This window comes from Halobellus ordinarius (assembly GCF_031823395.1).
Classification (GTDB): domain Archaea; phylum Halobacteriota; class Halobacteria; order Halobacteriales; family Haloferacaceae; genus Haloquadratum; species Haloquadratum ordinarius.
The window spans coordinates 161,084-186,981 of record NZ_JAVQKJ010000006.1; the positions used below are offsets into that span (position 1 = coordinate 161,084).

At 58.8% G+C, this 25,898-nt stretch carries 18 protein-coding genes and 5 pseudogenes; 7 read left to right on the forward strand and 16 right to left on the reverse strand.

All coding sequences use genetic code 11. The annotated features are described in order from the left end of the window. Positions 1–36: 36 nt before the first annotated feature. Complete coding sequence (locus RJT48_RS09915) at positions 37–462, forward strand: hypothetical protein (protein ID WP_311172123.1); 426 nt, start codon at positions 37–39, stop codon at positions 460–462. Positions 463–732: 270 nt separating this feature from the next. Continuing rightward, the gene (locus RJT48_RS09920; protein WP_311172124.1) at positions 733–1,722 is read left to right on the forward strand and encodes a sulfite exporter TauE/SafE family protein; all 990 of its coding nucleotides are present in this window, start codon (positions 733–735) and stop codon (positions 1,720–1,722) included. A gap of 147 nt (positions 1,723–1,869) precedes the next feature. On the opposite strand, the gene RJT48_RS09925 is transcribed toward RJT48_RS09920, so the two are convergent. From RJT48_RS09925 to RJT48_RS09950, 7 genes are all read right to left on the reverse strand, one after another. Next, positions 1,870–2,466, reverse strand: coding sequence for a MarR family transcriptional regulator (locus RJT48_RS09925; protein ID WP_311172125.1), 597 nt, complete (start codon positions 2,464–2,466; stop codon positions 1,870–1,872). 57 nt (positions 2,467–2,523) lie between these two features. Further along, positions 2,524–2,817, reverse strand: coding sequence for a hypothetical protein (locus tag RJT48_RS09930; protein ID WP_311172126.1), 294 nt, complete (start codon positions 2,815–2,817; stop codon positions 2,524–2,526). A gap of 756 nt (positions 2,818–3,573) precedes the next feature. After that, complete coding sequence (locus tag RJT48_RS09935) at positions 3,574–4,881, reverse strand: hypothetical protein (protein WP_311172127.1); 1,308 nt, start codon at positions 4,879–4,881, stop codon at positions 3,574–3,576. After that, positions 4,878–5,603 (reverse strand): hypothetical protein, encoded by a 726-nt coding sequence (locus RJT48_RS09940; protein ID WP_311172128.1) that lies wholly within the window; start codon positions 5,601–5,603, stop codon positions 4,878–4,880. Before RJT48_RS09940 ends, RJT48_RS09935 begins: the two co-directional genes overlap by 4 nt. A gap of 238 nt (positions 5,604–5,841) precedes the next feature. Continuing rightward, on the reverse strand, positions 5,842–6,777 hold the full coding sequence (locus RJT48_RS09945; RefSeq protein ID WP_311172129.1) for an outer membrane protein assembly factor BamB family protein: 936 nt from the start codon (positions 6,775–6,777) through the stop codon (positions 5,842–5,844). Then, entirely contained in the window at positions 6,680–6,943 is a 264-nt protein-coding gene (locus RJT48_RS20775) for an outer membrane protein assembly factor BamB family protein (protein WP_425604714.1), read from the reverse strand. The genes RJT48_RS09945 and RJT48_RS20775 overlap by 98 nt, the downstream gene beginning before the upstream one ends. Before the next feature lie 2,129 nt (positions 6,944–9,072). After that, positions 9,073–9,861: a DUF7344 domain-containing protein gene (locus RJT48_RS09950; protein ID WP_311172130.1), complete on the reverse strand. Its 789-nt coding sequence runs from the start codon at positions 9,859–9,861 to the stop codon at positions 9,073–9,075. Positions 9,862–10,325: 464 nt separating this feature from the next. On the opposite strand from RJT48_RS09950, the gene RJT48_RS20780 reads away from it, so the two are divergent. Continuing rightward, a complete protein-coding gene (locus RJT48_RS20780; RefSeq protein ID WP_425604711.1) occupies positions 10,326–10,583 on the forward strand; it encodes a HalOD1 output domain-containing protein in 258 nt (85 codons plus the stop codon). A gap of 18 nt (positions 10,584–10,601) precedes the next feature. Here the strand turns inward: RJT48_RS20780 and RJT48_RS09955 are convergent, their stop codons facing one another. The 6 genes and pseudogenes from RJT48_RS09955 to RJT48_RS09980 form a co-directional block, all read right to left on the reverse strand. Beyond that, positions 10,602–11,261, reverse strand: coding sequence for a DUF7344 domain-containing protein (locus RJT48_RS09955; protein WP_311172131.1), 660 nt, complete (start codon positions 11,259–11,261; stop codon positions 10,602–10,604). Between the two features lie 70 nt (positions 11,262–11,331). Continuing rightward, positions 11,332–14,310: a PAS domain S-box protein gene (locus RJT48_RS09960; RefSeq protein ID WP_311172132.1), complete on the reverse strand. Its 2,979-nt coding sequence runs from the start codon at positions 14,308–14,310 to the stop codon at positions 11,332–11,334. Between the two features lie 472 nt (positions 14,311–14,782). Further along, positions 14,783–14,980 (reverse strand): annotated as a pseudogene (locus RJT48_RS09965) (P-loop NTPase); the annotation flags it as partial. Beyond that, positions 14,974–16,629 carry a GMC family oxidoreductase gene (locus RJT48_RS09970; RefSeq protein WP_311172133.1) on the reverse strand — a complete coding sequence of 552 codons (1,656 nt, stop codon included), beginning with the start codon at positions 16,627–16,629 and terminating at the stop codon, positions 14,974–14,976. The pseudogene RJT48_RS09965 and the gene RJT48_RS09970, both read right to left, overlap by 7 nt. After that, on the reverse strand, positions 16,626–17,138 hold the full coding sequence (locus RJT48_RS09975; RefSeq protein ID WP_311172134.1) for a gluconate 2-dehydrogenase subunit 3 family protein: 513 nt from the start codon (positions 17,136–17,138) through the stop codon (positions 16,626–16,628). The genes RJT48_RS09970 and RJT48_RS09975 overlap by 4 nt, the downstream gene beginning before the upstream one ends. 54 nt (positions 17,139–17,192) lie before the next feature. After that, positions 17,193–18,035, reverse strand: a complete 843-nt coding sequence (locus tag RJT48_RS09980; protein WP_311172135.1) for a hypothetical protein — start codon at positions 18,033–18,035, stop codon at positions 17,193–17,195. Between the two features lie 2,006 nt (positions 18,036–20,041). Between RJT48_RS09980 and serS the strand changes: the two genes are divergently transcribed. Further along, positions 20,042–21,424, forward strand: coding sequence for a serine--tRNA ligase (gene serS / locus RJT48_RS09985; RefSeq protein WP_311172136.1), 1,383 nt, complete (start codon positions 20,042–20,044; stop codon positions 21,422–21,424). Between the two features lie 81 nt (positions 21,425–21,505). Here serS and RJT48_RS20785 read toward each other — a convergent pair. After that, positions 21,506–21,897 (reverse strand): annotated as a pseudogene (locus RJT48_RS20785) (transposase domain-containing protein); the annotation flags it as partial. 531 nt (positions 21,898–22,428) lie between these two features. On the opposite strand from RJT48_RS20785, the pseudogene RJT48_RS09990 reads away from it, so the two are divergent. After that, positions 22,429–22,731: pseudogene (locus RJT48_RS09990) on the forward strand (threonine synthase); the annotation flags it as partial. Here RJT48_RS09990 and RJT48_RS09995 read toward each other — a convergent pair. After that, a pseudogene (locus RJT48_RS09995) lies at positions 22,697–23,053 on the reverse strand (hypothetical protein); the annotation flags it as partial. The pseudogenes RJT48_RS09990 and RJT48_RS09995 overlap by 35 nt on opposite strands. Before the next feature lie 1,097 nt (positions 23,054–24,150). Between RJT48_RS09995 and RJT48_RS10000 the strand changes: the two are divergent. Then, positions 24,151–25,026 carry a ParA family protein gene (locus RJT48_RS10000; protein ID WP_311172137.1) on the forward strand — a complete coding sequence of 292 codons (876 nt, stop codon included), beginning with the start codon at positions 24,151–24,153 and terminating at the stop codon, positions 25,024–25,026. Beyond that, the gene (locus RJT48_RS10005; protein ID WP_311172138.1) at positions 25,023–25,424 is read left to right on the forward strand and encodes a DUF7970 domain-containing protein; all 402 of its coding nucleotides are present in this window, start codon (positions 25,023–25,025) and stop codon (positions 25,422–25,424) included. The genes RJT48_RS10000 and RJT48_RS10005 overlap by 4 nt, the downstream gene beginning before the upstream one ends. 58 nt (positions 25,425–25,482) lie before the next feature. On the opposite strand, the pseudogene RJT48_RS10010 reads toward RJT48_RS10005, so the two are convergent. Further along, a pseudogene (locus RJT48_RS10010) lies at positions 25,483–25,834 on the reverse strand (transposase); the annotation flags it as partial. Positions 25,835–25,898: the final 64 nt, after the last annotated feature.

Sequence of the window (25,898 nt, forward strand, 5' to 3'; positions counted from 1 at the left end):
GGCTTAATACGCGTCTCTCTTCTGTTCGGTCGAACGATGGCATCAGTTATCGCCGGTCTGGCGGGCGGGCTCGCGGCAACGATCGTAATGACTGCTTTGATGATGGTGATGGGCGGCGGCGACCCCCCGCCGACCGCGGGCCTCGTCGCGAAGGTCGCGGGTGGAGAGCCCGAGGACCACGCGATGCCGGGGATGGTGTTACACCTGATCTACGGCATCGTCGCGGGCGCCGTCTTCGCAATCGGCGTTCCCGTGCTCGGACTATCACTCGGTTCTCTCGGGATTGCGATCGGACTCGGGATCGTGTACGGGATCGTCTTGATGATCGGCGGGATGCTGTTCTGGATGCGGATGGTCCTCGGGATGGAACCCGACGAGGGGATGATGGTGATGTTCGGGACGGTCCATGTCGTCTACGGGATCGTGCTGGGTGCGTTCCTCGGACTCGGCATTCTCGCGTAACCCGCGTGACTACCTTCGCGTGCGATTCGGGAGCGAGTGGTCTTCGACGGCCGTCGACCCGCAGACCGGTGCTCGGCGGCGATCGACCCACCGCACGGGAGTTTCAACGAGCGGACCCCAAAACCGGGCGTCGAACGGCGGAGAGCTCATTTGACTCGATATGATGGTAACGACGATTAGTTCTGGACAGAGTGGTATCGACTACGCGAACAGAAGCGGCCGGGGTGAAGCAATCAGTAGCCTCGATGGAACAGCCAGTTCGGCGGACCGATGAGGGGGAACCGCGCTTTCGGGATTACCGGAGCGGTCTCGCTGCTCGGAGCGCTCAGCATTCCACTGCTACTTGGGGCATCCACAATCGAACCGGAAACGATCGCTCTGCAGTCGGGAGTGGTTCCGGCTGGCTTCCCGATCGAACGGTTTCTGGCCCACTGGTGGGTGTTTCCCGCGTCGATCCTGTTTTCCGGAGTGGCGCTGGCCTCGGGCGTTTCGGGGGCGCTCTTCTTCAGCCCGTTTTTTATGTTAGCCGTGGGGCTCTCGCCGGCGCAGGCGATCGGTGCCGGCCTCCTGACCGAAGTGTTCGGGATGGGCAACGGCCTGTTGAACTACGTCCGACAGCGGGTCGTCGATTACGCGACGGCCAAGTGGCTCCTCCTCGGCGCTATCCCGGCGGTCGTCGTGGGGGCCATCGCCGCGCACTACGTCCCGACGACGCTTCTCAAACTCGCTTTCGGGATCGGACTGCTCGCACTCGGGGCGTTCCTCGTGCTTCACGACTCGCCCGAGGACTGTGTCCCGGGTGAGGGCGAGGGGCAATTTCTCCGGCGGAAGAACGAGGGTCGCGGCGAGACGACGATCCGGTCGAGAGACGGCGAGACGTTCACGTACGCGAAATGCTGGCGGCCGCCGGGTGTCGGATTGGCGACCGTCGGCGGATTCGTGACCGGACTCATCAGCGCCGGCCTCCCCGAAATCACGACCACACAACTGATCGTCCGGTGTCGGCTGCCGCCCCGTGTCGCGGTCGCGACGAGCGTGTTTGTCCTTGCCGTCGCCGCGATCGCCGGGGCGGCCGTCCACGCGCTCGCGGCGACCCCAGTGTGGTACGTCGTGGCGTGGTCGATCCCCGGTGTCCTGACCGGCGGCACCGTCGGGACGCGCGTCGGCAAATACGTTCCGAGTGATGTGATGGAACCGGCCCTCGGGGTTGTCTTCGGCCTCGTCGGCGTGATCGTCCTCGCGAGCGAACTACTCGCTTGAGGGGCGCACGCGGAACCGGTTCCCCGCCCGCCGCGAGCGGAAATAGGATCGCGGGAAGAGACCGGTCATACTGAGTCCTCTCGTCTCTTCCCGCCGAGCGCCACCCCGGTGACGGCGCTCGGCGGAAACAAGTGAGAGAAATCAGTATCAGTCGTCGGGGAAGGCCTCCCAGAAGATGTCCGGGAGTTCCCGGTTGGGGTTCTCGTCGAGGTACTCCTGTTTCGTGATGTTCGCGTCCTCGATGAGCGCGGCCGCTTCGCCGGCCCAGACGTAAAAGCCGATCAGGGTCTCCCGCCGCATCCGTTCGAGGTCGATCGAGTGGTAGACGTTGACGACGCCGCCGCCCTCCCGGTTGAGCTCCGACCGGCGGAGCAGGCCCAGGTCGACGAGTTTGTTGAGATAGCGAGTCACCGTACTGCGGTCGTAGCCCAGCGTCTCGGCCACCTCGTTTGCCGATAGCGGGCCCTCGCCGATGACACACAGGCAGATGTCCAATCCGGCTTTCGGCAGTCCAAACGCCTGGAGCAATACCTGCTTGACGTCCGGGGGTTTGACGGTGATATCTGGATCGGTCACGCGCACCATCGACTCGCCGTGGCACGACATCGGTGGTTCGTCCCGGCCAAGCGCGAGGACGACGTTGTCGCAATCGGGACACTCGTAGACGTGATACCGGCTCGACGCGGGGTCGTAGTTGATCTCTTCTCGATCTGCCATCGATCCGTCCGTCTCGTCGGTGGTCATCGCGGGTGCATCTCCGTTAGGGTACAATCACGTGGGTCCGTCATAAATTCCGCCCCGTCACCGGTCCGACCTCTCAGTTTGAGGCTCGCCGCCCTCAGTTTGAGGCTCGACGATCACTAGTTCGTCGGTATCGAGGTCCAGTAGTTCCTCACCAGTAACGGTCACTCTGATACTGTCGTCTGCGTCTCTCCGGGCCAACTCGCACGCCAGTAGCCCCTCCAGATGCCGTTCGACCTCGTCCTCGTCGACGGCCAATGCAGCCGCGAGCGCCGCCGTCGTCGTCGTTTCCTGTCGCTGGGCATCGGTTTGAGTTGCCAGTTGCGAAAGGACGTTTCGTCTTGTTACGGGCATCGTGGTGGAGTGTGAGTTCTTGCGTGTCGTCAGGGCGGCGTCCGACTATTCTGTGAGTCAGATGCCGACCGACAGACCCGCAATCAGCAGCGGTGCACATCGGGCCGGTGACTTTGGTCGTTTCCTTACGGTACCGACCATCTCCTATTAATTTGTTCGCGAGTGTGCAAAGGAGTTCAGCGTCCGTGTTGAGACGAGAATACTCTGTTGACTTCCTCCTCGTGAAGCGGAGTTATCCCCCAACGGGATTGCAGGCCGGGCGTTGTGGCCTGTGAGTTTCAAGATGCATACGTTCCACGCGTCACCTGCTGGATTTCAGCATCCGCGTGGCTGTCCTGACCCCGGTCAAAGAGATCCTTCGAGACGCGGAGCGTCTCGTCATCACGATAATCATCGATTTTCGAACGACCCTTGGGCATTCTCCTTGCATTCTGTAAAACACTGCAGAGACAGCCCGCGCAGATCTCCACACCGCGTTCGATGAAGCAGCGGAACGAGACCCCTGTGCAGAGAGCGTATGGCTCGTCTCTTCCGGCGATCGTCAGGGGTCGAATGGTCGTACTTTGGTTGCAGCTCCCTCGTCTTTGAGCCGAGTTTCGAAGCCGGTGATTGTGTTTTGAATGATTTTGTTGTTGTCCGCAACGGGAACGAATTCGTTGTCAATATTGTCCTCGACCAGGATGCCAACACCGATGTTCCCGTCCGGGTCTGCCGTCCCCTCGATGCGGTTATTGACGACCTTGTTGTTACCAGTGATTACGCACTCATCAGTGTCTCAACAGCCTGCTTTGAGATACCTGGAGCTGCCCGTCCGATGGCAGTCGCGATAGTGTACTCAGCGATGGTAGTATCGAGACGTGACACGGCGATCTCTCCCTCGTACCGGGCGAGTTCCCAGTCGGCACTTACGACTCGCCACGCAGCACTGGTGAGGGCTGTTCGCGTCAAATCCGGTGCGGAACTCTCCTCGATTGCTGCATTTAGAGCATCGTAGGCAGTCGACCGGATTTCTCGGACAGCCTCGGCACTCTGTGGTCGGGACAGTTCGCCGTCATCGACACGCTCCTGTAGACGGTCCAGGGCCTGGAATTGCGTGAGGCGTCTATGCGCGTCGATCACGGCACCGGCTGGCCCGTTCGCGTCTGCGACGCGAGCGACCCCGCCGTCGGCTTCCCGGCGGAGGTCGCCGATCACCTGCTCGGGGATGTCCCACTCCTCTGCGGTCGGCTCCGACGGTAAGCCCGACCTGCGCGACCGGACGTCCGCGAGTAACGTCTCGGCGGCCTCGGTGAGTGTCTCCTCGACAGTGCCAGCGTCAGCAGGCAGCGACGTCGTGAACTGCTCGTCGAGATGGCGTGCATCGTCGAGGTGTGCCTGTGCTGACTCGGCTGTCTCACCCCACTCTGCAACGTACAGAAGGCCGTTCTCTTCCGTTGCGGGCTCCCGACTGTCGATCACTCGTTGCAGTGTGTTCTCAATACGAGCGTGGACAAGCGCTGCTCGAACAGGGTCACTCCCCACGTACTCGTGGGCATCCCGAACCGACTTGGCGTCCGAGACGGTTTGCCTGTACTCCTGCTGGATGGGTTCGACCGAGAGGTCCCGGTCGGCGACTGCCCACCCAGCGGCGGCGTACCGGGCCTCGGCACGTGCCCGCCGGAGTGACTCGAGTGCCACCAGTCCCGTCGGAGCGTTGCGCGCGTCGTCGAGCCCGGTGGTGGCGTCGGTTGCAGCGTCGGAGAGTTGCTGGCGGATATAGCCGTTCGGGATATCCCCCGGCCCCAGCGGCGTCGGAAGCTCTGCGAGTAGTGTCGTGACCCTGTTCCGGGCAGCGTCGAAGTGATCTGGGGCGATGTCGACGGGAACCGATTCGGGTATAGCCGGGTCCGGATCCTCGTCGGGGTCGATGTCCGGCAGGTCGGAGGCTCGTATCGTCGGTTCCTGCTCGTCCCCCAGTCCAGCGAGGCCACTACAGCCAGCAAGGACGCTCGTTCCGGCCAGTGCCAGCACCCCCCGGCGGGTCATTCGGCCCCGATCTGTCGCGGGCGCGCTCTCCTCGTTCATCGCTGGCCACCTCCGGAATCGACCGGTGCCGCTTCTGTTCGAACAGCGTTCTCGCTGACGGCTGCAGGCTCGGCTCCGGCCGCTTCCTCGGCGTTGCCTCGGCGCCGGTCGCAGGTTCCGGTTCCGATCGAAGACGAGTAGTTATTGACGTTGTCGGCCTCGATCGTGTCGGGGATCCGGATGAGTCGGGCCTCGGTCACCCACTCGTCGACTGCACACTGCGCCGTGTACGGTCGGGTCCGCCGGGTGTAGTCAGTCGAGATACTGCTCGGTGTCCAGCTGATGTGGCAGAGATCGAGCCGGAAACACTCCTCTACCGCTCCCATCTCGACGTAGACTGTCTCGGTGGTGAAGTCCGTTGCCGCGACAAACGACTCGACCTGTTCACGGTCTACGGGCTCCCCGATACCGAGACGGTCTGCACGGTCAGTACCGTCGACGACGATGGAATCGCGCCAGCGGTTACGCTGGCTCGGAGTCGGACGACCGCTGGATTCGCTGTTCGGCTCCGCGAGCCATATCGGTAGCCGATCAGTGTCTACGCGGATCAGGTGGATCTCTGGATCCGTCACCGACCCGGACGCGGGACCATCGTCCCTGCCATCTTGCGGTGCTGTGCGCGTCGATTCGGTGGAGCCGTCGAGCACTCCGCTACATCCGGCAAGGCCGGTGGCCAGTCCCGCGGCTCCGTGGAGGAGGGCACGACGTGTCGGGGTGACCATTACTCACCCGTCTTTCGTGTGGGTGTGTGTTAAAAACCAACCATATTTCTCTGGGTGCGCAGCGCTCACCTCAGATCCGTCTGTTCGGCCGTCGACTGCCAACTGTCGTACCTTTGCAACTGATTACGCATCCGATCGCCCGTTGTCGTGCGATCGAGTAAGTGAAGACTTGCAAACGCTACTAAAACAGTCCTGAAAGAGTCATTCTGGCATCGCTGTGGGTGGAGTGAGCGAACGGTCACTCCAGCGCCAACAACCCAGATTCGGTGTCTTCGCCTCCCGTGATCGGCACGAACAACGCGCCATCGGCGACGGTGAGGTTGCCACCGGACCCTTCGCCAAACCTGTAGGTCCAGCGCCGGGCCTCGACACGGGCCCCGCCGATTCCGAGGCCACCGCTGATCTTGAACGCCGCCACTTCTCTTTGCCCGCCGACGTAAACTGTATCACCACCAGCTGCTGCCGCTGAAAAGTAGTCGTCCCCGAGCCGCCAGTCACGCTCACCGGTGCGGTGGTTTTGGCGCGTGAGTCCGGCGCCGTCTGCACCGAACAGACCGATCCCGGCTAGCACGAACGATCGGTGTGCTGTCGGCCCGTCCGCAGTATGCCAGCGTGGACGCCCGGCGTGGGCACCGCCAGCGAGTCGGAGAGTCCCTCCACCGAAGGTCGCGACGTAGACGTCGCTTCCCTCGGCCCCGGCGAGTGCAGTCACCTTTCCCGGAACCGGCTGGCGCCAGAGCCCCTGCTCGTCATACAGGGCGTGGACCTCGCCTGCCGTCGTCCCGACGAACACCCCAGCAGGTTCGTGGGCGACCAGCCGCGTCACTGATCCGTACACGTCGGTAGTCCATTCGATTTCGCCGTCTGGGGTCACACGAACGACTCGGCCCGCATCATCGCCGACATAGAGCGCACGCCAGTCCCTGGTCGGGGCGGGCGGCGCTCGCATCCGATCGTCGCTCTCGACAGTCCACTTGACCGTTCCGTCGGTGACATCTATAGTAGCGTTTGCAACTGATTGCTCATCCGATCGCACGACTGCGTGCGATCGTGTGAGTGAAGACTTGCAAACGCTACTATAGTGCGACCAAGCCGGGATCTTCCCCGGTGACGTACACTGTTCCGTCGTGGACTGCCGGAGATGGGAAAAAGTGGGCAGCTTCCGCGGGTGCATATCGCCACTGTTCCTCGCCGTCGGCGGCGTCAAGCGCGATCAGACCGCCCATTGTCGGGAGAAAGACGGTCCCGTCGGCGACGACGGGGCGATCGGTCGGACTCGGGAGGTCGATTCGGAAGCGTTCTTTTGGGGCCTCTCGGGGGCGGCTGCATCGCGGGCCCAGCTAGTGGCCCGGCTATCGAAATCCGGCATAGGCCAGTCAGTGTCCGTGCTGGTTCCCGGATCTATGTCGCTGCTGACGTCGAGACAGCCAGCAGTTGCCGCGGTTGCGAGACTCCCAATGGAGGCGAGTACACTTCGTCTGGAGGGCATACAGCCATCCGGCGGGAGCTACTTCAATACGTTTTGTGGTTTTTCCATCCGAGACGCTCAGTCACCATTCCTGGAACGGCCGATTGCCGTTCCGGAACCAGCAGGCCGGTTCAGACACTAACGCTGAGCTGGCGTTAGTGTGTATCCGGGAACAGCTGTCCGGACAGCGAGGGCTGCTGATGCGACCAGCCACGGGAGCGGGTACAGCCAATAGGTATGATACGGTCTTACCAACAGGAATGCACTAAACAGCCCGGTGGTCCCGACAATAAGGGTCAGGAGTTGCGATCGAGAATTTCCTCTCTCCGACGGTTCGCCTATCGGGACTCGTCTTGTAACGACAGCTATCGTCCCAGCCGCGGCAAGTACGAGAAGCGGCCATAGTCGAGTTGTGAGTGCCAAGGTATATTTCCACCAAGCCCGCCGCCCGATCCATACGGACGGACCATATGCGGTGAAGTACTGCTCTGCAACGCCAGTCGTCCAATACAGACTGCCAATAAATGATGGCCATCCCCAGATCACGAAGACGGCACCGTAGGTAACGGCGATGAGCGTCATCGCCGCGCCGGCAAATCGAATCAGCCACGTTCGTGGCGTATCCGTTCGTCTATCTCCCCGGGGAGCGAGAATCCACCAACAGATTATGGGAAAACCGACGATCAGGTACTGTGAAAAGAGGGCTGCGACAGCGACGGCAGTCCCACAGCATACTGCTCGCCGACTGGAAAGTGCTAACAAAAACGCACAGACAGCGAACGATCGAACATTGATGTAGTGCCCTTTGATTACTGGGACGACGAGAACGAATCCGATCGCTGCGAGCAGACCCGTTCGCCACATCGTGTGTCGAACAAACAAGCGATAAAGAAGAAGGGCACTCAGTCCATTCGCTAAGCCGACCAAGAGCAGAAAACTGAACGCATACGCGTCTGTCGCTGCGACAAGGAGATTGAGGAACTCGAATAACGGTGTTTTGTTATCTGTCGCGGGAGCCACATACAGAGCAGCGTCATTGTGAACCGCCCGGGCTAGCGGTCGCCATACAAGCCGTGCATCAGGATGGAGAGTAGTACTCCCAGTGATTAATCTGTAGTATCGAATACTAGCCTCCCCAATAGTAAGGACAAGCAGTCCGATACCGAGTCCGAGATCACGCTGGTGACTTGTAAAGTCAAATCCCGGAAGTAACTGAGTGGAGGGCTCATTCGGGGACACACCGAGAATCTCTATCTTACTTGCAAAAGGGCCCTGTAAGGTCAAAACGCCACTATAGTATCCGTTACTGGATCTCTCTTTTGTCAGTAATCCCAGCAACAAATAGGAGAGGAGAACGTGTCGAAACCGGATGTGACTGTACCAAGCGGTTTGCGTTAGTCGCTTTCATACTGATTACTCTCACTGTTTACCGCCGAGCGCCGCCAACGGGGATGTCGCTCGGCGATAAGAGACGCGAGTAATCAGTATCAGCTTAGATTTACTGACCCAGATGTAGAACCGCACTTGCGAAGAGTTCAGAACCAACTGGTTCTATAATGGACTGAAAACCGTGCGGTGTATTTATAATGAATTAGCATCAAAGTCTAGAATAGTGGTATGTATGACCACACCAAAAAACACGGGAGGGCGTCCTCAACAAATCAAAGGTGCTAAACCCCGGTTCAACACGGTCTTGCGGTCTCTCGAGTGTGTTATGGCAGCAACTATCGCAGTGGTTATCAGCCTGTTCTCGTACTCAGTATTTCTTGATCTGGCAGCAGCGATGGGTCTGCTATCCTCGACGATGGTTACATTCGTCATTCTTTTCACGTGGATCTTTGTTTGGGGATTCATCGCAACCACTCGGGACCACGTTATGGGGGATACGTAGTGAAAGCCATTTTTCAGGCACAATACCGTATGAAACAGCCGGTAGTTCGAGAGTGCTTAGGAACCGACAAACGTTCTGTCAGAAGCGATAGGAGAGCCACAGGATACCGTCTACTCGGAGAATCCCCGATTGTACTCTTTCAACAGGTGAACGAGTGGTTCCACCTCAGTGAACTTCGGCCCTTTCGAGATGGTGTCCGCATCACTGTCCCACTGGATGTATCCGGCGTCGGCTAATTTGGGTAAATGAATATGGTACAGCCGTAGTCGCCCGTTCTCGTGGTTTACCCGTCGTTCGAGGGTGGCGATACTGGTCGTGGGATCTTCTAACAGCGTCATAAGAACGACGCGCCGTGTGCGACTTCTGAGTGCGTCCATCATCGAGTCGATAGCTTCTGAGGGAACGGCGCGTCCCTCGATGGTGTCGAGACGCGTTTCTCGGATCGACAACTCCTCCCAGAGGGTCAAGAGGTACTCTACCCACTGGCCGTGCATCTCGATAATGGCTTTTTCTTTTTCGGTGAGTTGGTCATCACGGGCGTCGGTGTCCGCAAAACACAGCGTTCCAAAGAACTCGTCGTCAACCGAAACGGTCGTCCCGAGGTAACTCTCCAACTCGAGTGTCTCATACGCTGGATCGTCTTCCCACCCTTCATCGGAGGCTTCACTGATAGCCATCGTCCCCTCCGGGTCTGCAATGGTTTTCCGACAGTATGTTTTCGAGAGTGGGAAGGTGGTGTCCGGTTTTAGCATCTCGTGGGAGCCGTGAACGACCTCCAAGCGTTGCGTCTCGTTTTCGAGATCGATGGACGACAGAAACGCGTAGCTCAGATCGAATTCGGCGGTTTCCTGTTCGAAAAGTTGTTCGAGTCTGGTTCTGGGGTCGGTATTGGGGGCCATCAGCGTTCGCCATAGCCGCTGTAAGTAGGGCAACTCCCCGTCGGCTTCCGATGTACAGATGCTATGTGCCATTAAACGAGTCAGGTGGCCGAGGCCGGTAGCGGGATCTTTCTGATGGGTTGGACAGTAACGTATCCGCCGTTATCGCACATAACTATGAAGTTCTTAACTGGCGATTAGGACCCACTCTACGAGTACTCCGTCTGGTTAATCAACATTCTGTCCTGCGCGAGTTGTGTTCGTTGCTTTCGAGTGAGCTGGATCGGACCGCCCGTACATTCGCGCTTGCGAATATGGTATGACAGATTCTATCAGATCCAACGTGTGTCGAGGGTCATCTACTGGATACACCGCGTACCGCTTCTCATTTCTCGAAGATACCGAGCAATATTTGTGGCGATAGTTGAGGCCAGTTCCGTGGAGAAAATATTTTAATTGTGGGGGGGAAGGGCACATTATCCATTGTGACTGATCCAAATAAATCGGAGTATGTCGTCGAAATTGGCGAAGAAGAGAACGTCAGCGAGGCCGTTCTACGAGCCGTTGAGCCTCTATCTGACAGACCGCTTCTCGATTTACCGCCATTGCAGGAGTCCATAGACGTAGATTCGTTAGATCGGTTATTCGAGACCTCGGAATCGATCGATCAGCTACAGTTTGAGTATGTGGAATACGAAGTGACGATTGAACCAGAGTCCGTACGGGTCAGTGGACCCTATTAATCGGTATCTCTCTTTTGACTACCCGTCGTTGAGATCACTCTGATTTAGGAGCGTCGTTAGGGTGGGCGTACGGGTGATCGTTTTTTCATCGTGATCATATTCAATCAGTCCAGCCTCCGCTAACTTCGGCAGATCAAGGTGATGAAGCGTACTGAGAAGGGTGGATTCGCTCTCAGGTTGCTCATCTGTCCGAGAGTCAGGGCCCCACTCCTCAAGTTCGGTGGCCAATTCCTCCAGAGAGAGGTTGGGGGGTTGGTCGGCAATGATTGAAACCAATTCCATTCTGCGGGGGCGTGCAAAAAGCGTGCTAACCGCCTCCCAGAACGGATGTTCAGGGTTCTGTAGATCGGGAGCCGACGAGTCTTCATCCCAGGACACAAGCGACTCAGTAGTGATCACTCCTTCCGGAGACCGCTCGATCCACCCGGCAGCCTCTAACTTCGGAAGACACCGGTGATACAGATCTACTTGGATCGTCTCGTGTTCCTCGTCAGCCACCTCCGCCGGTTCCTTACTCGTCTCTTGAGCCGCAACTTGGAGGCTAAGATCACGCTCCGTCAGTGGATGCGTCTGATCCAATAAGATAGAAAGTATCTGTCGCTGGCGCGGATCCGCGAGGACCGAGAAGGGCCCACAATCTTCGTCGCCCTCTGACAGCAGTTGTCCGTCGCTGTCCATAGTTCGAAAAACTCGCGGATGAGTATAATATAGTCGCCGAAAATTTGTGACTGTGTGGTCGCACTCCGGTTCAGGTGAATACCACGTCAAGGAGTTTCTTCTCGGCCTTTCGGATGTGCTGATGGAACGTTGATGCGCCAATGTCGAGCGACTCAGCGACTTCCTCGCCAGATCGGTCACGGGGCCACTCGAAAAAGCCCCCGTGGTACCCTGCTTCGAGTGCCGCCCGCTGGCGCTGGGTCAGCTTTTCGGTGAGGAGACTCAGTGTCTGGTGTGACGAGGAGTCTTCACGAGTCACCTGTCGCTGGCTGAGGGATTCAACACTCGGGTATATCTCCCGAATATCGGCGATAATCTGCCGGACATCAGCCCCCGGTGGGAGATGGACGGTTAGGGTGTACTCCCCGTCTTCGATCCGCCCTTTCTCAAAGTGTCCCCCTTGATCTGCGATAATCGAGGTCACCGGTGGACTTGAGAGCCGCTGTTCGAATCGGACCTCGCCGTCCGTCTCGCCGAACGTACGTACGGATTTCCAGTCCGGGAACCGCTCGCCCATCGCGTGTATCATATCGATAGAATCTGCGGTCGCCGTGCCATATACGAGGTACTCGTCGTCGCCCAGCGGCACCGTCCGCTTGATCGTAACCGCCTCGTCGGCCGCGACTGAAACGTCTCGCGACTCCAGCAATTGTGGAATCCGAAGCTTGAGTTCGATGACCTCGTCGCTCATCAGCGCACGTTTCCTATCGAGTGCGGCGATTGTGTGGCCAATCACCTCACCGAGTTGCCCGAGTACCTCTCGTTCCTCCCTGGCAAACGCATCGGTGCGTTCCGAGTAGACACTGATCACTCCGTACAGTCTGGCCCCGTGAACGATAGGAATCGCCGCCGCCGATTTGAACCCGTACTCATCTGCGTATTGGTGCCACGGTTCGGAGTCCGGGCCCTCGGAGGGGTTCTGTGCGATCTGTATCTCCTGTGTTCGCACGGCTTTCCCGGTCGGTCCCTGACCCGCCTGGTCGTCCGAGCTGAGCGAGAGCGGAATGTCAGCGAACGCAGCAAATTGATACGACTCGGATTCGGCCAGCCGGTCACACACCGCGCGCTCGATCTCTTCTCGGGTCGACTGCTCGATTACTGCCTCGGTGATTTCGCGAACAACTCCGTTGAGGTCGTTGAGGGCCTCGAGTTGCTCCTGCTGCCGTTCCAGTTCCCGTTCGTACTGTCTGTGATCCGAGATGTCGGTGGCCATCAGGATCCCACCGTCGAACTCGCCGCCTCGATACAGCGGGACCCCACGCCCGGTGAAGTATGCCTCTTTGCCATAGATCGATTCGAATGGGAATTCGAATTCGATCGTTTCGCCGTCTTGCAGACGGGCAAATAGATCCGCTTTGCCGGTCTCGACGATCGATGGAAGCTCTCGGATGTCTACTCCGATTGCCGCCGAGGAGTCCCTGTCCTCGGGGAGACCGACGATCTCCTGTGCCCGCGGATTTTCGTACCTGACCTGTAAGTCCTCGTCGAGTCGGAACATCCCGAAGGGAGCGTTTTCGACCAGTTCCTCGTTGAATCGGCGGGCGGCACGGAGTTCCCGTTCGCGCTCCTTACGGCCAGAGATATCACGAACGACACACACAATGCCGTCGTCGTCGGTCACCGACAGCGAGAGTTCCTGCGGGAAGGTCGTACCGTCTTTGCGCTGCCCGCGTACCTCCCCACGCCACGCTCCTTGATCGTAGAGTGTCGGCATTATGTCGGTCTCGAACCTGGCAATTTCATCCTCGTCGTAGCACATCTGCCACGTCTCACCGAGGAATGCATCCTGGTCGTCGTAGCCATAAATATCAATATGGGCCTGGTTTACGAAGGCGTATTCGCCGTTTGCGTCGAGGATTGCCATCCCGTCGATGGACGATTCCATCGCTGTTGAGCGGGCCTGTAATTTCTGCTCGCGATCCTTCCGATCGGTAATGTCGGTCGAGACAGCGCAGACGCCGGCCAGTTCCCCGTCACCGTCGAATAGTGGTGACTTCAGCGTCAGATTGGTCTGTACTCCCTCCGACATCGGGAATGATTCCTCGACTCTGATCGTCTCACCCTGCTCGAGGACGCGCTTGTCGTCCGAGTGATACTGCTCAGCTGTCTTCGGTGGGAACAGATCTTCGTCAGTCAGGCCAACGATGTCCTTCTCTGGGTCAAGCCCAAGCTGTTTTTTACACTCACCGTTCATCAGCTGATATCGTCCCTCAGTATCCTTAATGAAGATCGCCGCCTCGACGGTATCTAGCACCGCCTGCAGCTGCTGATTCGTCTCTTCGCGTTTTCGCTTGCGTTCCTTGCGGTCGGTGATATCGCGGACAACTGCGAGGATTTTCTCCCCATCATCGAGTGTTGTCCGTCGGAGGTGGACCTCAACCGGCAACTGCTCTCCCTCTTTTGTCTGGTCGGGCCACTCGAAAGTTTGGGGGCCGTCAGTTGCCGCCTGTCGGATATATTGATCCGCTTTAGCAGTAGTATATGGCGGCACGTCGGCGTGCGCTCTCTCGAAGTCGGGTGCCAAAAGTTCCTCGCGGCTGTACCCGAGCATCTCGCAATACTGCTGGTTTACGTCAATGAGTGTGCCATCGGATGCATCGCGGAGGGTAACGCCAACGGGAATTGCTTCGAAAATCTCCCGATAGCTCTGAGAGCCGTTCAGCCCCTTGTCCGACTGCGTTGACACTCGGTCGGTTGTGTCGACTTCCGGTGGGGTACTCTCATCAGGAGAATCGCCTTCGGAACGGGGTTTTCGGTCAGTGCTAACGTCAGGGTCCGTCGTAGATGGAGGAGTCGGTGGCCGCCACCAGACCCGAGAATTAGAGCCTGTTTCCTTTGTCTCGAGTTCTCCACGATCGACGAGTTTCTGCAGCCGTTTGTACACAGTCCGACGTTTAGCGCCGAGCACGTCCGCTACTTCCGGGGTGGTGAGCGGTTCGTACTGCTGGTCGTTCTGATCGAAGACAGCCAAGGTTTCGGCGTAAATGTCCTGTGACGGGTGAGAATCCATAGTCGGACATTAATGTCAAGGAGTATAGTTCCGTCGACGGTACCGGGTGCTGTACATATCATCTGTAGCCCGCACGGTGTTCCCGATAAATATCTCGCAGTTCCCGACTTACTTGCTGAACTCAGAGTGCGAATTCATCGGACCAGTGTTCACAGCGGAAGAATTCGTCAGAGGGCAAGAACTGGCCTTTCTCAATGTATCTTCAGCAGCCCTCCCGCTCGCAATCTATCTTGGCGAGTGTGTTAGCTGTGTAAGCGGACACGGCTATAGTAGCGTTTGCAAGTCTTCACTCACACGATCGCATGACTGCGCGCAATCGAATGAGCAATAAGTTGCAAACGCTACTATAATGGTTGTTTCATCGAAGCCCCCTTTGCGCCCAATTTACTACCGCTGGGTCGCCGAAGACCCTGCGAACGACCTCGACTACGAGACCTGCTCGATGCGGTCGGGGCCACGTAACTGTTCCAGTCAGATCTCCCAGGTGGACGTCGTCGTTCCGCCACGCCGTGTTCCCGAAGAGATCAGAGAGCGCGTCGTGAGCCATCGCTCCGCGCCAGGCGAGCGGAGCGCCAGTTTCCATCAGGCCGACGCTCAGTACGTCCATACTACCCGAACGGATCGGTAATGGATCACCCTCCTCGCTGGAGTGTACCGGTCCGCTCACCCGTCGGAGAGTCTCCCGTGGATGTGGTCGGCGAGCCGGAGCGTCAGCGCGGCGATAGTCAGTGTGGGATTGGCCGCGCCGCAGGTGGGGAACACGCCGCTCGAACTCACGAAGAGGTTCGACAGGTCGTGCGTTCGCAGATCCGCGTTCACGACGCTCTCCGCCGGATCACGTCCCATACGGATTCCTCCCATATGGTGGGAGCCGACGAAGGGGTTGTCCGGAGACCTGGTCACACGGATATCTGTGGCCTCGCACTCCTCGAGGATCTTCACAAAGAGGTGCTGGACCCGTTCGAGGACCGCTCTCTCCGGTCCGTCGAATGACAGCGTCAGGTCCGGCACGGGATTACCGTGATCGTCGGTCTTCGAGCGGTCGAGTGAGACCCTGTTCTCCCGACGCGGGGGTTGCTCCACCCAGCCGTTACAGCGGAGATAGCCGCCGTACTCCTCGGAGAGGCGCTCCTGAAGCGCGTCTCCCCACCGGTCTCCCTCGAAGGGAGCGATGACGTCGCCAGCGATGATCCGTCCAGAGTCGGACAGTTGGTCGAGGGCGAGGTCGACCGGTTCCGGCCCGGCGTTGTTGTCGAAATCGATGAGGAACGATCCCTCCGGGCCGCTGTCGTGATCGTAGAACTGCTCGCACATACTCGTCCCGTACCCGACGAGGTGCTGTCGCGTCGGTTCGTCCACTCGTCCTGTCAGGCTGACCCCAGCGTGCTCCATAAAGTACTCGCCCAGCACGCCGCTTGAGTTAGCCAGCCCGTCGGGATACTGTGGCGACGTCGAGAGCAACAGGAGCCTGATCGACTCGACGGCCCCGCAGGCGACGACGAACTGGCGCGCGCGCTGTCGCCGCGTCCCCCCGTCGGGCGTCGCGTGAACGGCCGCGACGACCCGCTCGCCGCTGTCGTCGTGTTCCAGCCGCTGGACCGGCGCCCGGGTGACGACGCGTGCACCCCGCTCTTCGGCCTTGCGAATGTGGACGGATGCGTCGTACTTGGCGCCGGACGGGCAGACCGGGCTACAGGTCCCGTACCCGACACACTGGCTCCGGCCGTCGTAGGGTTCGGTGTTTATTGCGAGCGGCTTCGGAACCAGTTCGATCCCGAGCGAGGAACAGGCCTCCTCGAAGATTTCATCGGAGTAACTTGATTCCGCCGACGCCAGCGGATATGGCCCACTCCGCGGACCACTGAACCGGTTTGGCTCGCCCGCGACACCCATCGCCTCCTCGGCCCGCAGGTAGTACGGTTCGAGATCCTCATAAGAGATGGGCCAGTCCCGCCCGACTCCGTGGCGGGTCTCCATCTCGAAGTCCTCCGGGTGGAGTCGCGGCGTCATTCCGCCCCAGTGCAGTGTCGTCCCACCGATCCCCTTGACGCGAGCGCGGTTGAGGTCGTACTCGTAGGTCCCCGAGGACGTGTACCTGTCCCGCGGTCCACCCATATCCCAGACGTCGAGGTCGTCGTGTTCCGGCCGCAAGGCTCGGTCCATCCGTGCCGTGCGCGACTCGAACGCAAACCGCGGGCCGGCCTCGAGGACGACGACGTCGTGGCCGCGGCCGGCCAGCGACGCGGCGAGGATGGCTCCAGCCGGCCCCGACCCCACGATGCAGACGTCCGCCTCTCCAGCAGTACCAGTCGCCGTCATCGCTCGGCCCCTCGTTGGTACGCTTCGGTCCCGCCCGGGTGTCCGGGTGGGTTCTCGACACCGAGCAACCGCCCGCCCACGGGCGTCGCGTACAGGGCATACAGCAGGTCGTTGACGACGTAGTACCTGAACTGCTGTTCGAAGGTTCCGTCGGGCGCGGACTTCGCGCGGCCCACGCCCATCCGCCGGAGCACCGTCTCCCTGCGCCGGATCGGCAGCGAGCGGAACGCGGACCCGTAGCGGTCCCGTGCGTTCGCGTCCAGGACCGAGCACAGATCGACGACCCGTCGTTCGTAGTTGTCCTGTAATTGCGTCCGCCCGGCAACGTAGTTGCGGACGTACTCGTCGGTGACATCGACGGCCGAGGGGTAGACGACCGACGCCACCGCCGCGACGGTCGGAATGACGTCCTGAAGGTCGCCGTCGGGTTCGCGAACCTCGCCGGCGACTGCGCTACCGACGCCAAGCGTCGCCAGGGCCGCGAGCGCGTCTCTCCGTGTGACCTCCATCGGGACGCGTGTTCGCCAGCGCGAACTATGTTATTGAGGAACTACCCTCGGCTCTCACCGATTAGGATGGCTTTTCTGACGTCGCATCCGCGGTATTCGCTGGCGCCACCAGAGGCAGAGCGTGACCGCGAGCGTCGCGGCGATGAACGAACCCGCCAGCACGAGCCAGTATTCGTCCAGCAACAGTCCGAGCACGATCGGTTCGAGCGAGGACGGGAGAGCCCCAGCGAGAGTCGCACGGGTACTGTCGAACGCGATAATGTCCCCACGGAGGAGACTTAGTGTGAAGGCGCCTCCAGCCCACGCGGCTGTCACGAGACCCACCGCCACCAGCCGGGCTGGACCGACCTGCGGCCCTCGAAGTGGGGGTGCAACCCCGACTCTGGTCGCTCCGAACACTAACACCAGCAGCGGCGGGCCGACGACGACGGCCGGAAAGAGCCGGTCCCCGAGGAGCGCGGGACCCGCCAGCGCGACCGAATACGGCCCGACGAGCGAGCGCAGCGTCGCAAGGGCCGTGCTACCGAAGGCGGTCGCGACGAGAGCGACCGCAGCGGCGGCGACGAGCGTCCCGCCAACGGCGCGGGCGCTGTCGGCCGGTCTCGCGACCCGTCGACCGTTCCAGAGCGCGTAGCAGAGGCCGACGAGAAGCAGGTCAGAGAGACCCCTGGCGACCGCCAAGGCCGGCACATCCCCTGCGAGCAGCGTCTCGACGGCGCCCCCGAGTGCCACGCCGACCGCCCCGACCGGCCCCAGAAAGACTCCCAGCGGGAGCGCGAACCCGTATCCGAGCGGGACTCCGAACAGCCATCCCGCAAAGAGGTTCGCACAGAGCACTGCGAGGCCGACCCCCGGGACGAGGGCGGTTCGTCTGTCCGGGGAGAGTGCGGTGGCCATAACCGAACTTCCCAGGGGCGGGTATATAATTATCCGCGGCTTTATCGGCTCCGGAACTGGATATCACGGTGATGGCCCGTCGTCGGGTCGGTCATCGATCGTTCCTGGAGTTCGCCGAACCGGCCGTAGAGATCCCAGCAACTTGCGACGACCGACGGTATCATCCGGTGCCGTCCGCCGCGAACAGAGTTCCGGACTCGACCATCACTACGAGCGGGTTGTCCGAGATCTCCAGCGTGAGCGAAGCGGCCCTCGGCGTAGCGATGGCCGGCGCGAGAACCGACGTCGCGCTCGACACTGCCGCCACGCAAGTTCGCGGCCAATCGCTATTCCGCGATCAGTCAGTCGGATGCCGGCGTGTTTCGTATAGCCGACGAACCCGCTTGCGTCGAGTCGACCGAACATCTCATACTGATTACTCTCGTTCCTTACCGCCGAGCGCCGCCAACGGGGATGGCGCTCGGCGGTAAACAGTGAGAGTAATCAGTATCAGTGACTGCCGCGGGGGTCACGTCCAAACGGTCGCTGAGCGCACTCGTCGAGATTCGATTTGAATCGTCTGTTGTGAGCCAGTACGCGGCTGTGAGATATCTCCCATCACGGCGGTCTGCACACTCACTCGGGTATGTACATTCGGACTGTGGTCCGGTTGATATTGACGCAGCCATCAACTGTCGTCCCAGGTGGAGATGAGAAAAACAAGCCCCGAACAGGTTCGTCGCCGGTCTGATCAATCATCACGGCGAAAATCACGTATTCCAGCGGATGAGCCGGTGAGAGGACACGCAGCAGTACGGCAACGCCTATAGCGAGGGACATCATCCAGAGGAGGAAGACAACCGTCGTTTCGGTGTACTCCCGCTGTGCTTGTTCTTCGCTGAGATTACGGTTACCGATCTAGCGATACCGAATAGCACGCGACTTTTGGAATACCTCTCGAATCTCCCCGCAGGTCCCCTCGATCAGCGAAATAACCCGGATGAGGTTGCGCCCACTCGTCGAATTAGCCGCACCACCAGTACGCATCCCGAGGCACATAAGCAGTATCGCCGGGAAATTCCAGAGTTGCTCCGATCCGCGGCCGGTCGTGGTCGCTCCGAATCCGGTGTTTGACGTTGCGGAGGCGAACCGGAACAGCATCCGAGATCATCTTGCAGGTATATCATTTCAAGGGGTAAGTAGTTCCTCGATAAGTAAGGGCCGAGCAGATTCACATCGCTATTTATTCCTGGAAGCATATAGCTTATCTACAGCCTATTTCGACGGTGAGTGTGGATCAGCTTGCGGTCGAAAAATGTGACCCGCCCCGACGGCGACGACTACCCACTGGACGGTACGGCCGATCCCGAAACGAACGAAATATTGCAGTACAGACCGTTTTCGACGACAACGAAACAGACGACGCGATGGTCTTTGACCGAACGACATCGCCAATCACAACTCGATAACGTCGAGTTTCTCGTCGAAACCACCGATCACTTAGTGAACGTCCTTGCCGAAGATGGGTCCCGGTTTCGGATGATTCGACACGGGAACCTAAATTTCATCAAATGTGTTTTTTAAAATATTGAAAGACGAACTATCTCCTTCAGGATGATTTTCGGCCACGTCAACCGACGGACAGCGAAATCGTGGCTCCGAGCTCTCGGCGCCCGTCAGAACTACCGCCAAAATCCCCGCGAATTTTGTTAGCTAACGGCTTTGCAACCTGTAGCACCTGTCCCACCCGTGTTCGTAATTGGAACGATTAGAGAGCACGAGTTTTGTATAGAGTCTACCTCCCCTCTTCTCCCGGCTACGAAAATCAATAACGGTGAGTTCTCGAAGTTCAGTGGATACTATACGGAAAATCGGATATATTCGAGTAAATATCATCATTTCCGTGTGAATTTTTTAAGGAGCTGGTGACTGTTCGGTTTTCATTCCGAATTAGAATACTAAGTGGAGATACCAGAGGAACGACGTGAATCGACACGCCTAATTTCTGCCATCAAGAATCCGGAGGTATGTTATCGAGACAGTTTGTCCGTGAGAACCCAGAGACGGTCCGTGACGCTATCGAGCGCAAGGGTGTCACAGGCATCGATTTCGACGAGATTCTGGCGATCGACGAGGAGTGGCGCGAACTGAAGACCACGGGCGACAGCCTGCGACAGAAACGTAACGAGGTGTCCAGCGAGATAGGCAAGCTCAAACAGGAAGGCGAAGAAGAGGCCGCTCAAGCGGCCATTGAGCGGTCTCAGGAACTCAAAGACGAACTCCAAGACGTCGAGGAGCGAGCAGACAAACTGGAGTCCGAACTTGAGAAGGCGTTGCTCAGACTTCCAAACATCCCTCACGAGTCTGTGCCGGATGGCGAGGACGAAAGCGACAACGTCGAGCGTTACCGCGAAGGGTTCGATGACTTGCGTGACCTCCCCGAGGACGTGGTCCCCCACTACGACCTCGGCGAACAACTGGACATTCTGGACTTCGAGCGGGGCGCGAAGGTCACCGGCGGCGGCTTCCAGTTCGTCAAGGGCGAGGGGGCGCGACTGGAACACGCGCTGGTCCAGTTTATGCTCGACGTCCACCGAGAACAGGGGTACTCGGACGTGCTTCCACCCATCCCAGTCAACTCCGCCTCGATGGAGGGGACCGGCCAACTTCCAAAGTTCGCCGAGGACGCCTATCGAGTAGGCGCGCGCCAGGACGATGACATCAACGAGGACGACCTGTGGCTGCTCCCCACCGCGGAGGTCCCCGTGACGAATATGTACCGAGACGAGATACTGCTGGACGACGACCTGCCGGTGAAACACCAGGCGTTCTCGCCGAACTTCCGTCGCGAGGCCGGTGAACACGGCACCGAGACGCGCGGCTACGTCCGTGTCCACCAGTTCCACAAGGTCGAACTCGTGAACTTCGTCCGGCCGGAGGACAGCTACGACCGAATGGAGAGCCTGCTAGAGGAGGCCATCGAAGTACTCGACCGGCTCGAACTCCCGTACCGCGTGCTGGATATGTGTACTGGCGATATGGGATTCACCCAGGCCAAAAAATACGACATAGAGGTGTGGGCACCCGGCGACGATATGGACGACGGTCCCGACGTCGGCGGCCGCTGGCTGGAGGTCTCCTCCGTCTCTAATTTCGAGGACTTTCAGGCCCGGCGTGCCGGCCTGCGCTACCGGCCCGAACGCCACGAGTCCGCGGAGTACCTCCACACGCTCAACGGCTCCGGGCTGGCGGTCCCGCGGGTGATGGTCGCCATCCTTGAGTACTACCAGAACCAAGACGGCACCGTCACGGTTCCTGAAGCCCTCCGCCCGTATATGAGCGGTCAGGAGCGGATCGAGGGGCAGGAACCGCTGGGTGAGAGTGCTGTCGGCGCTGGGAAAAAAGAATAACGGCGATCGTCGTCGCCCGTTCGCTGGCTAACCCGTTATTTATGCTATGTTGTGATTTCTATTGTGGAGCTGGGAAATTACTCAGAGTAGTTGACTGCAGCGGACGGCGAAAGCTTGTAACCACGTTTCTGCTGTGTTCGGATCAGCGTGTCTGAAGTGGTTGGCAATCACTTCAGTTTGACTTTTCAGCTCTTAAAATCGCGTTCGACGGCGTTCCGATTCCTCTGGGGGATGGCGGAGCGAGTGGCGATGGCAGGCCGCTGCAGCCACGGCGCACCGTCGACCAGGAAATCGCGTCGTCGACGAGATGGTTCTCCTGGAGTCCTGCGAGGATCAGGTCGATCAGCGCGTGGTATAGTCGAGAACAGTCGCACGTGCAACAAACGGTTCGTGTCGGGATCGACCGCAGCAAACAGCCAGTAGCGCTGGCAATTCACGCGAGTTACAGTTTCATCAACCTCGGCGTAATTCGGAACACTCTCGCTGCAGAGACTCTCATTCCGGGAAGCCAGTACATTCGGTGAGGCGGCTGATTTCTGGTACAGGTACAAAGCAAATACGACCCCCTCACATTTCGATCCTATCTGCACAGTGCCCACTGTAATTCTCCAAGGTTCGATCTGCTTAGGAACGCTCGTAGTGATATCCTGAATGTATTCGCGATGAGGGTTTTCAAAACATCTACCAGTGTGCTCTAAAAGTACACGCGGAATTTGTTTCCGACACCCCCAGATGCTGAGGGATGTCTTTGTTATAACAACTGTACGTTAGTTACGTAATCAGGGTGAGATCCTATAGTAAAGATCGCACGTAGCAAAATCCCTACGGATCCATTCTGGACTTTCGGGGCGGTGTTCCGCTTCCCTAACTCTCGTCGACCGACTCCCCCGTCTTTGCGGACACGACCGAGTCCTATCGAGAACGACTCGAGTAGCGGTTAGTGCGGGCTGACCGGCCGACCGATGGACAAACAAATATATACTGCGTTCAAAAAACATCCCGCCTTGTCGCTCGACCACATCGAGACGTTGGAGTGCACGCTGTGTTCAGCAGAGTACGACCTCGACCACATCATCGATATATGTCCGAAGCACGAGGGTACCAAGGGTATCTTGGGAGTGAAATACGACTACGACGTCGTCGCAGACCGTTTCGATGCTGACCTCGACGGAAACATCCGGAGTCAATGGAAGTACGAGGCGTTCCTGCCGGTGGACACCAGCGCAGACCGAGTGACGCTGAATGAGGGCAGTACCGACCTTTTCGACGCACCGCGGTCGCGCTCGCCCGCTGGGGGTAATGCGCTTCGAGGTACGCCTCGTTGACACACCAGCCACACCACGCAGAGATATAGCGGTAATAGGTTTGTATAGTATTCTCTTTGAGCCCGTACCGGCGAGGGGCCAGGCAAACTCTCGGCAGACGCGTTCGTCAAGGTCCTCAAAGGGGGGTCGCGGTTGACGTCGTCGGGGACGATCCCGGTCCAGTCTTCATCGCCGTGATCTCCGGCGTCCACTCGGCAAACCGCCTGGGTTCGCGAGCGGCGTTCCGTCGGCAGTTCCCACCGTTGGTAAGCCTTTCGCCCGTCCTGAAGGTACGGTCGATCTCGATTCGACCTCTTCCAACCATCTCGAAGGCGTCCTGTGCACGCTCACGTGCTGCGAGCACTGAACCTGGGTCCCAGCGGCTACTCATAGGCAGCACCTTCCTCCAGAGGAGGATTTTCCGCGGTTTCGAAGTCACTCGTTTTATAGACTGGAATTCCCGAGACGATGAGTTCTAATTTCATCAGTGGAAGCCGGAATCTCCTGGACTGCCTCAACGTCGATATCGTACGCGTACCGGTCACCAACGACTCCTCTCTTCGAGGTCGTTGAAGTATTCGCGCTTCACCCCGGCAGCGGGGTACTTCAAAGTGGTCGTAATTTGCAGAATAATTATAGTAGCGTTTGCAACTGATTACGCATCCGATCGCACGACAGCGTTCGATCGTGTGAGCGAAGACTTGCAAACGCTACTATAGATCCGAGTGAAAAGCCGAGCAGATTCGTCGAATCCAGGAGTTTTCAGACGCCCACCCCCCGAATTACTCAGAATGTGATCGTGTATATGCTATACCGCTATATCAAATCTCCAGAAGAACTTCCAGCTCAGTTGATGCACTATAGTAGCGTTTGCAACTGATTGCACATCCGATCGCACGACTGCGTGCGATCGTGTGAGTGAAGACTTGCAAACGCTACTATAGATAACCACATTCCCTTCACTCAAACTGTGGAGACGGTAATGACAGAGATCCCAGATCCAGTACATCTCCTTGATGAAGCAACGCTCGAAAAACGCGTAGACGATACGTGATTTCGGTCCCGGGGGAATTATCGCCGGAAGCTCACTCACCGCTGTCGTTTCCGGCACCCAAGCAGGCAATAAGACTGATGTCGAGAGTGCGGGTGTTAGCGAGGGTTGCATTCGCTGTGCCAGTAACCGATCCTGACGTTCGATAACTGACCACCGCCCCTGCGCAGTTTTCGAGTCCACTATACGCCGTCGGTATTATTCATCAATACACACCAGGACATACATTCACTAAATTTATTCATCGGATGCATTCATTGGTTATGTTCACTAGTTGAGTTCAACGATGTAACTCAATAGTTCTCATAGTTAACTACAGTAATGAATGAACGTACCGAACTTTCAAGGTGGGTAGTATCTACGGTGTGGGTATGTTAGCGTACTCAACGTACAGTGAAGCAGGTGGAGTGGGGAAGACGACGACAGCCGCAAACCTGGCCGTCGCACACGCGCGAGCAGGCTTGAAACCACTCGTCGTCCCACTCGATCCCCAAGACGGCGATCTCTCCCGACTTTTCGGCGTCGACAGGGATCGAACCGAGTCCGTCGATAATCTCGTTCGGCACATGATTCGCCGACCAAGTGGCGATTTCGACGACCTCGTTCGGACTGTCGAAGGTGTCGACATCGTCCCGGAGCACAATATGCTCTCGGACCTCGCGGAGTACCTCCAGCGTGAGAAAGACCAAGCGGAGGCGATGGGAGAAGCGTTCGGAATGCACGCACAGTTGCTCCGCGTCCTCCGCGAGGCCGGCGTCCCAGACGAATACGACGTTCTCATCTGTGACCCGCCAGCGACCGAGGGGCCGCATCTCTACAACGCAATCCACGCCACACGCTCACTCGTCATTCCTGTTGAACCGAGTGCGAAGGGGCGAGCGGCCGTCGAGGGCCTGGAATCGCTTGTTGCCGGTCTCGAAGGTCAATTGGACGTCGAAGTTGGCGTTCTTGCTGCGATCCCGGTTGGATTCAAGAATACGCGAGACCAGCGGACGATTCTCAACGAAATCGACTACCCGATACCAGAGATCATCGGCGAGCGCGCGTCGCTGATGGAGGGATGTTGGATGCAGCAGTGTTCGGCGTTCGAGTACGTCCGGGAAATCCGCGACCGACGACGGGATTATGAGATCGAAACGCTTGCACAGTTCGATCGAATTGCGCGCCACTTAGAACAGCAAGTCGGGATCGAGGCACCGAATCCGCCGACTCCCGGTGACCTCGACCACGAGGTGCTATCCGTATGACGGGGATGAAGGAGGGTGCTGGCGAGGACCCTTTCGCATCAAGTGATGAGAGTTCGGAGACACCAGGGGAAGCGACAACGACCGAGTCATCCAGAACCGAGACCAAAACGACAGAGGCCGAGTCAACGCAATCGTCTCGAAAGCGGCGCTCGATGCGGATCCCGTACAAATTCCGCCGAGACGGCGTGCAGGATGGCCGTGATCGCGTCCCGTTGTTCCTCCAGAGTGAAACCAAGAGCAGTGAACGCGATGCCCAGCGGGAGCTGGAGGACCGCTTCGACGACGATGTCTCACTGACTGACCTTCGGGAGGCTCTGATGATGGCCGGCCTGAACCACCTCGACGAGGTCGAAGCACATCTCGAAGAGTGGGGCTACGGAATGACATTCGAGGAGTAACTACCGCTCCGGAAAGAGAATATTACTTTGGACGCTCTCGTGTAGCACATTGATGATCTCAGAGCGTTGCTCGGACAGCGTGTTTGAGCGCGTTCCGTCCCGTTTTTCGGGATAATTCTCGTCGGAGTTGGAAGGCTCAGACTACTGTGGCAACTTGTCCTTGGAGGTGCCTCGATGGGGAGAGAGCCGCTGTCGCGTCAGCGACGCGTGGCTTTCGAAGGTGTTGACGTGCACCTCGTCGTCGTCGTATTCGCCGTCGCCGTGGACGAGGTAATTACGGTCGAAATCGTCGTCCTCTTCGAGCGTTCGTACGACCGAAAGCTGTCGGTATAGACAGTCAGCGACTCCCGTTGGCGGTCGGCCAGCAGGAGTCGAATCGTCGATTCGTCCGCGGCTTGCGCCGGAATCACCGAGATACGTCTCGCTTACCGCACAGCGGAGCCCCGCTGTCTCACTGTGTTCGATCCGTCCCCC

Coding starts and splice junctions, on each gene's coding strand:
- RJT48_RS09915 (WP_311172123.1), top strand. CDS start 37: ATGGCATCAGTTATCGCCGGTCTGGCGGGCGGGCTCGCGGCAACGATC.
- RJT48_RS09920 (WP_311172124.1), top strand. CDS start 733: ATGAGGGGGAACCGCGCTTTCGGGATTACCGGAGCGGTCTCGCTGCTC.
- RJT48_RS09925 (WP_311172125.1), bottom strand. CDS start 2,466: ATGACCACCGACGAGACGGACGGATCGATGGCAGATCGAGAAGAGATC.
- RJT48_RS09930 (WP_311172126.1), bottom strand. CDS start 2,817: ATGCCCGTAACAAGACGAAACGTCCTTTCGCAACTGGCAACTCAAACC.
- RJT48_RS09935 (WP_311172127.1), bottom strand. CDS start 4,881: ATGAACGAGGAGAGCGCGCCCGCGACAGATCGGGGCCGAATGACCCGC.
- RJT48_RS09940 (WP_311172128.1), bottom strand. CDS start 5,603: ATGGTCACCCCGACACGTCGTGCCCTCCTCCACGGAGCCGCGGGACTG.
- RJT48_RS09945 (WP_311172129.1), bottom strand. CDS start 6,777: ATGCACCCGCGGAAGCTGCCCACTTTTTCCCATCTCCGGCAGTCCACG.
- RJT48_RS09950 (WP_311172130.1), bottom strand. CDS start 9,861: ATGGCCCCCAATACCGACCCCAGAACCAGACTCGAACAACTTTTCGAA.
- RJT48_RS09955 (WP_311172131.1), bottom strand. CDS start 11,261: ATGGACAGCGACGGACAACTGCTGTCAGAGGGCGACGAAGATTGTGGG.
- RJT48_RS09960 (WP_311172132.1), bottom strand. CDS start 14,310: ATGGATTCTCACCCGTCACAGGACATTTACGCCGAAACCTTGGCTGTC.
- RJT48_RS09970 (WP_311172133.1), bottom strand. CDS start 16,629: ATGACGGCGACTGGTACTGCTGGAGAGGCGGACGTCTGCATCGTGGGG.
- RJT48_RS09975 (WP_311172134.1), bottom strand. CDS start 17,138: ATGGAGGTCACACGGAGAGACGCGCTCGCGGCCCTGGCGACGCTTGGC.
- RJT48_RS09980 (WP_311172135.1), bottom strand. CDS start 18,035: ATGGCCACCGCACTCTCCCCGGACAGACGAACCGCCCTCGTCCCGGGG.
- serS (WP_311172136.1), top strand. CDS start 20,042: ATGTTATCGAGACAGTTTGTCCGTGAGAACCCAGAGACGGTCCGTGAC.
- RJT48_RS10000 (WP_311172137.1), top strand. CDS start 24,151: ATGTTAGCGTACTCAACGTACAGTGAAGCAGGTGGAGTGGGGAAGACG.
- RJT48_RS10005 (WP_311172138.1), top strand. CDS start 25,023: ATGACGGGGATGAAGGAGGGTGCTGGCGAGGACCCTTTCGCATCAAGT.